At 73.3% G+C, this 8792-nt stretch carries 7 protein-coding genes; all 7 read left to right on the forward strand.

The genetic code is table 11. From position 1 onward, the window contains the following. Positions 1–466, forward strand: a 466-nt coding sequence (locus tag AB0K09_RS24545; RefSeq protein WP_366067536.1) for a helix-turn-helix domain-containing protein, incomplete at its 5' end; no start/stop codon positions are given. Positions 467–618: 152 nt separating this feature from the next. After that, positions 619–2070 carry an aldehyde dehydrogenase family protein gene (locus AB0K09_RS24550; RefSeq protein WP_366067537.1) on the forward strand — a complete coding sequence of 484 codons (1452 nt, stop codon included), beginning with the start codon at positions 619–621 and terminating at the stop codon, positions 2068–2070. A gap of 268 nt (positions 2071–2338) precedes the next feature. After that, entirely contained in the window at positions 2339–3553 is a 1215-nt protein-coding gene (locus AB0K09_RS24555) for a sensor histidine kinase (RefSeq protein ID WP_366067538.1), read from the forward strand. Between the two features lie 43 nt (positions 3554–3596). Beyond that, entirely contained in the window at positions 3597–4331 is a 735-nt protein-coding gene (locus AB0K09_RS24560; protein ID WP_366067539.1) for a response regulator transcription factor, read from the forward strand. 138 nt (positions 4332–4469) lie between these two features. Then, entirely contained in the window at positions 4470–6404 is a 1935-nt protein-coding gene (locus tag AB0K09_RS24565; protein WP_366067540.1) for an acyl-CoA dehydrogenase family protein, read from the forward strand. 88 nt (positions 6405–6492) lie between these two features. After that, positions 6493–7773: a 1-deoxy-D-xylulose-5-phosphate reductoisomerase gene (dxr, locus tag AB0K09_RS24570; RefSeq protein WP_366067541.1), complete on the forward strand. Its 1281-nt coding sequence runs from the start codon at positions 6493–6495 to the stop codon at positions 7771–7773. Next, positions 7770–8792 (forward strand): site-2 protease family protein (locus AB0K09_RS24575; RefSeq protein ID WP_366067542.1); only part of this gene is annotated, 1023 nt, incomplete at its 3' end. The genes dxr and AB0K09_RS24575, both read left to right, overlap by 4 nt.

An 8792-nucleotide genomic window follows, 5' to 3' on the forward strand; every position in this document is an offset into this window, starting at 1 on the left:
GGAGCGCGCCGGCGCGTCGGCGCCGGGCGAGGGCGGCCACGAGACGGTGCTGGGCCTCTCCGGCCCGGCCGGCCCGACGGCGGCCGCCGCGGCCTACCGCCAGGCCGAGCAGGCCCTGTCGGTCGCCCGCCGCCGGGGCAAGGCCCTCGTCGAGCACGAGGAGGTCGCCGCCGGTTCCGTCCTCCCGCTCCTCGCCGACGACGCGGTGCGCGCCTTCGCGGACGGCATGCTGCGGGCCCTCCACGAGCACGACGCGACCGGCCGCGGCGACCTCGTCGCCTCGCTGCGGGCCTGGCTCTCCCGCCACGGCCAGTGGGACGCGGCGGCGGCGGACCTGGGGGTGCACCGGCACACGCTGCGCTACCGGATGCGGAGAGTCGAGGAGATCCTGGGGCGCTCGCTGGACGAGGCGGACACGCGCATGGAGCTGTGGCTGGCGCTGAAGGCGACGGGCTCGGCACCGTAGCCGCAGGCGCGGCGGTGGGACCACAGCCCGGCTCCGCCGAAGCGGCGCACCGCGCACGCCCAGTGCTCCGCACCGGACAAATACCGTGCGGGCCGCATGGCCATACCGTGGCGGGTGCCAAACATCCACACCATTTGGGAAGGGCCGGGACTGTGACTGCTGCTGCCCCGCACGGGTTCTGGCTGGCCGGCCGCGAGGCCACCGGCGAGGAGACCTTCGACGTCACCAACTCCTGGGACGGCCGTCTCGTCGGCACCGTGAGCGTGCCCACCGAGGCGCAGGTCGAGGAGGCCGTCGCCGCCGCGCACGCCGTGCGCGAGGAGTTCGCGGCGACGCCCGCGCACGTTCGGGCCGCGGCCCTGGACCACGTCTCGCGGCGGCTCGCCGAGCGGACCGAGGAGATCGCCCAGCTGATCTCCGCCGAGAACGGCAAGCCCATCAAGTGGGCGCGCGGCGAGGTCGGCCGTGCCGTCTCCGTGTTCCGCTTCGCCGCCGAGGAGGCCCGCCGCTTCAACGCCGGTGACGCCCAGCGCCTGGACACCGACGCCGGCGGCACCGGCCGCCTCGCGCTGACCCGCCGCTTCCCGCGCGGCACCGTGCTCGGCATCGCGCCGTTCAACTTCCCGCTGAACCTCAGCGCGCACAAGGTCGCCCCGGCCATCGCCGTCGGCACGCCGATCATCCTCAAGCCGGCCCCGGCGACCCCGATCTCCTCGCTGGTCCTCGGCGAGCTGCTGGCGGAGACCGACCTGCCCGCCGGCTCCTGGAGCGTCCTGCCGGTGCCGAACGACCGCATGTCCGCCCTCGTGCAGGACGAGCGGCTGCCGGTCATCTCCTTCACCGGCTCCGGCCCGGTCGGCTGGTCGATCCTCGACTCCGCGCCCCGCAAGCACGTCACCCTGGAGCTCGGCGGCAACGGCGCGGCCGTCGTCCTCGCCGACTGGTCCTCCGAGGAGGACCTGGACTGGGCGGCGCAGCGCATCGCCACCTTCTCCAACTACCAGGGCGGCCAGTCCTGCATCTCCGTGCAGCGCGTGATCGCCGACGCGTCGGTCTACGACCGTCTGCTGCCCAAGGTCGTCGCCGCCGTCGAGGCCCAGGTGACGGGTGACCCGTCCGACGCCTCGACCGACGTCGGCCCGCTGGTCAGCGAGGACGCCGCCAAGCGCGTCGAGTCCTGGGTCGACGAGGCCGTCGCGGCCGGCGCCACCCTGCTCGCCGGCGGCAAGCGTGAGGGCGCCACCTACGCCCCGACCGTGCTGGCGGACGTCCCGGCCGGCGTGACCATCGCCTGCGAGGAGGTCTTCGGCCCCGTCCTGACGATCACCAAGGCCGATGGCGAGGCCGCCGCCTTCGCCGCCGTCAACGACTCCCCGTACGGCCTCCAGGCGGGCGTCTTCACGCACGACCTGCAGACCGCCTTCCGCGCGCACCGCGCGCTGGAGACCGGTGGCGTCATCATCGGCGACGTGCCGTCCTACCGTGCCGACCAGATGCCGTACGGCGGCGCCAAGCAGTCCGGCGTGGGCCGCGAGGGCGTGCGGTACGCGATGGACGACTACACCTACGAGCGGGTGCTGGTCCTCACCGGCCTCGCGCTCTGACGGAGGCGGACAGCAGCGCGCCCCGGCGCCCTGGACCGGGGCGCGCTGCCTTCCCCCGTGCCGCCGGCGCCCGCCCCCCGTGTGGTGCGCTGCGTGCGCCGACACCACCGACGGTACGGAAGGCCGGGCACCGGGTCGTCCCGTAACGGGTGGAACTCCGCCCTCAACTCCTGCGGTAGCCGGGCGGATTCCTGCAACCGCCGCGGTAGCCGCGACCGCCACCGCCCGGCCGATGCCCCGCCGGCGGTGGCGGGGTTAGGCTGCCGCGATGTGGACCGTGCGGGCCGTGGAGCGCCGGATCGGCGCGTTGCCGCGGGTGGTGCTGGACGTGTCGCTGGCGGCGGGCCTCACCCTCGTCGCGCTGCTGCTCGGTCACGAGCGTCCGCCCGAGGGCTGGCAGCCGCTCGACACGCGAGGCTACGCCCTGACCGTCGTGGCCAACATGGTGCTCGTGGGCCGCAGGCGCGCGCCCCTGGCCGTCTTCCTGGCGGTGTGCGGACTGTGGCTGGTCCACATCCTCCGCGGCTACTGGCCGGTCATCGACTCGGCCGCCATGATGCTCGCCGCCTACACCGTCGCCGCGAGCCGCCCGCCGCGCGTGGCGGGCCTGTGCGCCCTCGCGGGCTGGGCGATGTGGATGATCTCGGGCGCCTCCAACGGGCGCAGCGACATGCTGACCGTGTCCGCCCAGGCCGTCGTCGTCCCGCTCGCCCTGTGGTGGTTCGGCAGCAGCGCCCGCCGACTGGGCGAACGCAACCGGCAGTTGTCCGCCGTCACCCGCCAGCTCCGCCGGGAACAGGCCGAGAACGCCCGCCGGGCGGTCGCCGAGGAGCGCGTCCGCATCGCCCGCGAACTGCACGACGTGGTCGCCCACCACATGTCCGTGATCTCCGTGCAGGCCGGGCTCGCCCACTACGTCTTCACCACCGACGTCGGCACCGCCCGCGAGGCGCTCGGCACGATCTCGGCCGTCAGCGGCGAGGCGCTGGAGGAACTGCGCCGGCTGCTGGCCGTCCTGCGCGTCGGCCCGGAGGGCGTGGGGGAGAGCGCGGGCGACGGCCCGTACCAGCCGACGCCCGGGCTGGACCGGCTGGAGGAGACCGCCGAGCGCGTCCGGGCCGCGGGCGTGGACGTACGCCTGGAGATCACCGGCGAGCGGCGGGCGCTGCCGCCCGGGCCGGACCTGTGCGCGTACCGCGTCGTCCAGGAGGCCCTCACCAACGTCATCAAACACGCCCGCCCCGCCCGTGCCACCGTCCGCGTCGACTTCGAGGCCCACCGGCTGACCGTGCGGATCACCGACGACGGCCGGAACGGCGGGACGCCGCCGCCCGGGAAGCGACCGGATCCGGCCATACCGGACCGATCATCCGGCCATGGCTTGATCGGCATGCGCGAGCGCGCCAGGATCTACGGGGGAACCCTGGCCGCCGGGCCGCGCGGAGAGGGCGGGTTCGAGGTGAGGCTCACACTTCCCCTCTGACGGCGGGGCCCCTCTGGCGGCGGGGCACGGGAGGGGGCCGGAGATGACCGGTGCGACCGGGACGGGATCCGGCACCGAGGACGGCACGGAGGGCGGCGGGGAGATCCGCGTCCTCGTCGTGGACGACCAAGTGCTCATCCGCGCCGGCGTGGCCGCGCTGCTGCGCGCCGCCCCCGGCATGACCGTCGTCGCCGAGGGGTCCGACGGCGAGGAGGCCGTCGCGCTGGCCGCCGAGCACCGCCCCGACGTGATCCTTATGGACATCCGCATGCCCGGCCTCAGCGGCATCGCCGCCACCGAGCGCATCCTGCGGGACGCCGCCGACCCCGCCCCCCGGGTCCTCGTGCTCACCACCTTCGACCTCGACGAATACGTCTACGCCGCGCTGCGCGCCGGGGCCGCCGGCTTCCTCCTCAAGGACGCTGGCCCGCAGCGGCTGCTCGCGGCCATCACCGCCGTCGCCGGCGGCGACACCCTCTTCGCCCCGAGCGTCACCCGCCGCCTCGTCGAGGCGTTCACCGAGCGGCTGCCCGACGAGCCCGTCACCGAGGCCGTGCCCGAGGGGCTCGACGGCCTGACCGGCCGGGAGCTGGAGGTGCTGCGGCTGACCGGCCGCGGACTGTCGAACGCCGAGATCGCCGGCGAGCTCGTCATCAGCGAGGCCACCGTCAAGACGCACCTCAACCGCGCCATGACCAAGCTCGGCCTGTGCAGCCGCGCCCAGGCCGTGGTCGTCGCCTACGAGAGCGGGCTCGTCACCCCCGGCACGCCCCGCTGACCGGGCACGACGCACGGCGGAGCGGGAATCGTCGCGCGGGGACTGGTAGAGCCCGTACGGATCGGGTACATACGGACGAGTAGCACCGGTCGGTAGCCGACCGGGACAACGGCCCCGACTTCCGCTGCGAGGTGCCTGATGTCCGCTCCATCCGTACGGCCGGTCTCCGAGCGCGAGGCGCGCCAGGTGGCCGAGGCGGCCCGCGAACAGGACTGGAAGAAGCCCAGCTTCGCCAAGGAACTCTTCCTCGGCCGCTTCCGGCTCGACCTGATCCACCCCCACCCCACCCCGGCGCCCGACGACGTACGGCGCGGCGAGGAGTTCCTGGCCAAACTGCGCGATTTCTGCGAGACGCGGATCGACGGCGCCCGCATCGAGCGCGAGGCCCGGATCCCGGACGAGACGGTCCAGGGACTCAAGGAGCTCGGCGCCTTCGGCATGAAGATCGACACGAGGTACGGGGGCCTCGGCCTGACCCAGGTCTACTACAACCGGGCGCTCGCCGTCGCCGGCTCCGCCAGCCCCGTCGTCGGCGCGCTGCTCTCCGCGCACCAGTCGATCGGCGTCCCGCAGCCGCTGAAGCTCTTCGGCACGCAGGAGCAGAAGGAGACCTTCCTGCCGCGCTGCGCCCGCACCGACATCTCGGCCTTCCTGCTCACCGAGCCCGACGTCGGCAGCGACCCGGCCCGGCTCGCCACCACCGCCGTGCCCGACGGCGACGACTACGTCCTCGACGGCGTCAAACTGTGGACCACCAACGGCGTCGTCGCCGACCTGCTCGTCGTGATGGCCCGGGTGCCCCGCGGCGAGGGCCACAAGGGCGGCATCACCGCCTTCGTGGTGGAGGCGAACGCCGAGGGCGTCACCGTCGAGAACCGCAACGCCTTCATGGGCCTGCGCGGTATCGAGAACGGCGTCACCCGCTTCCACCAGGTCCGCGTCCCCGCCGCCCACCGCATCGGCCCCGAGGGCGCCGGCTTGAAGATCGCGCTCACCACGCTCAACACCGGCCGGCTGTCCATCCCCGCGATGTGCGTCTCCAACGGCAAGTGGGCCCTGAAGATCGCCCGGGAGTGGTCCACCGCGCGCGAGCAGTGGGGAAAGCCGATCGCCCGGCACGAGGCCGTCGGCAGCAAGATCTCCTTCATCGCCGCGACCACCTTCGCCCTGGAGGCCGTGCTCGAACTCTCCGGCCAGATGGCCGACGAGGACCGGAACGACATCCGCATCGAGGCGGCCCTCGCCAAGCTCTACGCCAGCGAGATGGCCTGGCTGATGGCCGACGAACTCGTCCAGATCCGCGGCGGCCGGGGCTATGAGACCGCCGCCTCCCTCGCCGCCCGCGGCGAGCGCGCCGTGCCCGCCGAGCAGATGCTGCGCGACTCCCGCATCAACCGGATCTTCGAGGGCTCCACCGAGATCATGCACCTGCTCATCGCCCGCGAGGCCGTCGACGCCCATCTGTCCGTCGCCGGCGACCTCATCGACCCGGACAAGTCCCTGGGCGACAAGGCCAGGGCCGGCGCCCGGGCCGGCGGCTTCTACGCCCGCTGGCTGCCCAAACTGGTGGCCGGCCCCGGACAGCTGCCCCGCACCTACGCCGAGTTCCACCCGGCCGGCCACCGCGATCTCTCCGGCCATCTGCGCTACGTCGAGCGCTCCTCGCGCAGGCTCGCCCGCTCCACCTTCTACGCCATGTCCCGCTGGCAGGGCCGCATGGAGACCAAGCAGGGCTTCCTCGGCCGGATCGTCGACATCGGGGCCGAGCTCTTCGCCATGAGCGCCGCCTGCGTCCGCGCCGAGCACCTGCGCGCCCTCGGCGAGAACGGCTCCGAGGCGTACCAGCTCGCCGACGCCTTCTGCCGGCAGTCCCGCATCCGCGCGGAGGAGCTCTTCCGCCGGCTCTGGACCAACACCGACGACCTCGACCGCAAGGTCGTCTCCGGCGTCATGGCCGGCACCTACACCTGGCTGGAGAGCGGCATCGTCGACCCCAGCGGCGAGGGCCCCTGGATCGCCGACGCCACCCCCGGCCCCTCCAAGGCCGAGAACGTCCACCGCCCCGTCCACTGACCGGCCCCGCCAAGCCCCCCACGGGTGTGCGCGGCACCACCGGGACCGCCCTGTCGGGCCCGCCCGGTGGTGCCGCCACAATGGGAGGATGACGGACTTCCTCGCTGACCCGCACCTGCGCTACTCGGCCGGCACCGCCGCCGCCGACGGACCGCGCGAGATCGTGATCCTCGGCTCGACCGGCTCGGTCGGCACCCAGGCCATCGACCTGGTCCTCCGCAATCCCGAGCGCTTCACGGTGACGGGACTGTCGGCCGCCGGCGGCCGGGTCGCACTGCTGGCCGAGCAGGCACACCGGCTGCGGGTGCGCACCGTCGCGGTCGCCCAGGCCGAAAAGGAGCCCGAGCTGCGCGAGGCGCTGACCGCGCGGTACGGCGGCGAGCCCCTGCCCGAGATCCTGGCGGGCCCCGACGCGGCCACCGAGCTGGCCGCCCGCCCCTGCCACACCGTCCTCAACGGCATCACCGGCTCCATCGGCCTGGCCCCCACGCTCGCGGCCCTGGAGGCCGGACGCACCCTGGCCCTGGCCAACAAGGAGTCGCTGATCGTCGGCGGGCCGCTGGTGAAGGCGGTCGCCAAGCCCGGGCAGATCATCCCGGTCGACTCCGAGCACGCCGCGATCTTCCAGGCCCTGCTGGGCGGCACCCGCGCCGAGATCCGCAAGCTGGTCGTCACCGCCTCCGGCGGTCCCTTCCGCGGCCGCACCAAGGCCGAGCTGGCCTCCGTCACCCCGCAGGACGCCCTGGCGCACCCCACCTGGTCCATGGGCCCGGTGATCACGATCAACTCCGCCACCCTGGTCAACAAGGGCCTGGAGGTCATCGAGGCGCACCTGCTCTACGACATCCCCTTCGACCGCATCGAGGTCGTCGTCCATCCGCAGTCGTACGTCCACTCGATGGTGGAGTTCACGGACGGTTCCACGCTCGCCCAGGCGACCCCGCCGGACATGCGCGGACCCATCGCCATCGGCCTCGGCTGGCCCGAACGGGTGCCCGACGCGGCGCCGGCCTTCGATTGGAGCAAGGCGTCCACCTGGGAGTTCTTCCCGCTGGACGAGGAGGCCTTCCCGTCCGTCGGCCTGGCCCGGCACGTCGGCACCCTCGGCGGCACCGCCCCCGCGGTCTTCAACGCCGCCAACGAGGAGTGCGTCGACGCGTTCCTCAGCGGGCACCTGCCGTTCAATGGGATCGTGGACACCGTCGCCGAGGTGGTGGCGGAACACGGCACTCCGGCCGCGGGAACCCGCCTGACGGTGCCGGACGTCCTCGAAGCGGAGACCTGGGCCCGCGCCCGGGCCCGCGAACTGACGGCGCGCACGGCATCCCCGGCGCGCCCGGCGAAAACGACCTCGGAGGCCCGCGCATGACGACACTGATGACCGTCCTCGGGATAGTCGTCTTCGTGGTGGGTCTGCTCTTCTCCATCGCCTGGCACGAACTGGGCCACCTCTCGACCGCCAAGCTCTTCGGCATCCGGGTGCCGCAGTACATGGTCGGCTTCGGGCCCACGATCTTCTCGCGGAAGAAGGGCGAGACCGAGTACGGCATCAAGGCCATCCCGCTCGGCGGCTACATCCGCATGATCGGCATGTTCCCGCCCGGCGAGGACGGCCGGATAAGCGCCCGCTCCACCTCGCCCTGGCGCGGCATGATCGAGGACGCCCGCTCGGCGGCCTACGAGGAACTGCGCCCCGGCGACGAGACCCGGATGTTCTACACGCGCAAGCCCTGGAAGCGCGTGATCGTGATGTTCGCCGGCCCGTTCATGAACCTGGTGCTGGCCGTCGCGATCTTCCTGGGCGTGATGATGTCCTTCGGCATCAACACCCAGACCACCACCGTCTCCACGGTCTCCGACTGCGTCGTCTCCGCCTCCGCCCGCACCGACAAGTGCCCGGCCGGCGCCAAGGACTCCCCGGCCAGGGCCGCCGGACTCCAGCCGAAGGACAGGATCGTCGCCTTCGACGGCCACAAGGTCGGCGACTGGGCCACGCTCCAGAAGGACATCCGCCGCACCACCGGCCCTGCCACCATCACGGTCGTCCGGGACGGGCAGAGGAAGACGCTCCACGCCGACCTGATCTCCAACCAGGTCCAGAAGTACGACGCCAAGGGCGCCCCCCTCCAGGGCCAGTACGTCACCGCGGGCTTCCTCGGCTTCACCCCCGCCACCGGCGTCGTCCCGCAGTCCTTCGGCCAGTCCGTGGACCGCATGGGCGACATGGTGCAGTCCGGCGTCGAGTCCCTGGTCGCCCTCCCCGGCAAGATCCCCGACCTGTGGAACGCCGCCTTCGACGGCGCCGGGCTTGATGTCCTCCTTCGTGCTCCATCCCTCCCGGACTCCGAGCGAGGCGTGGAAGTCGGTCAGCGTCTCCCCGGTGCGGTT

The sequence above is a fragment of the Streptomyces sp. NPDC049577 genome (assembly GCF_040675635.1).
GTDB lineage: Bacteria > Actinomycetota > Actinomycetes > Streptomycetales > Streptomycetaceae > Streptomyces.

Coding starts and splice junctions, on each gene's coding strand:
- AB0K09_RS24555 (WP_366067538.1), top strand. CDS start 2,339: ATGTGGACCGTGCGGGCCGTGGAGCGCCGGATCGGCGCGTTGCCGCGG.
- AB0K09_RS24560 (WP_366067539.1), top strand. CDS start 3,597: ATGACCGGTGCGACCGGGACGGGATCCGGCACCGAGGACGGCACGGAG.
- AB0K09_RS24565 (WP_366067540.1), top strand. CDS start 4,470: ATGTCCGCTCCATCCGTACGGCCGGTCTCCGAGCGCGAGGCGCGCCAG.
- dxr (WP_366067541.1), top strand. CDS start 6,493: ATGACGGACTTCCTCGCTGACCCGCACCTGCGCTACTCGGCCGGCACC.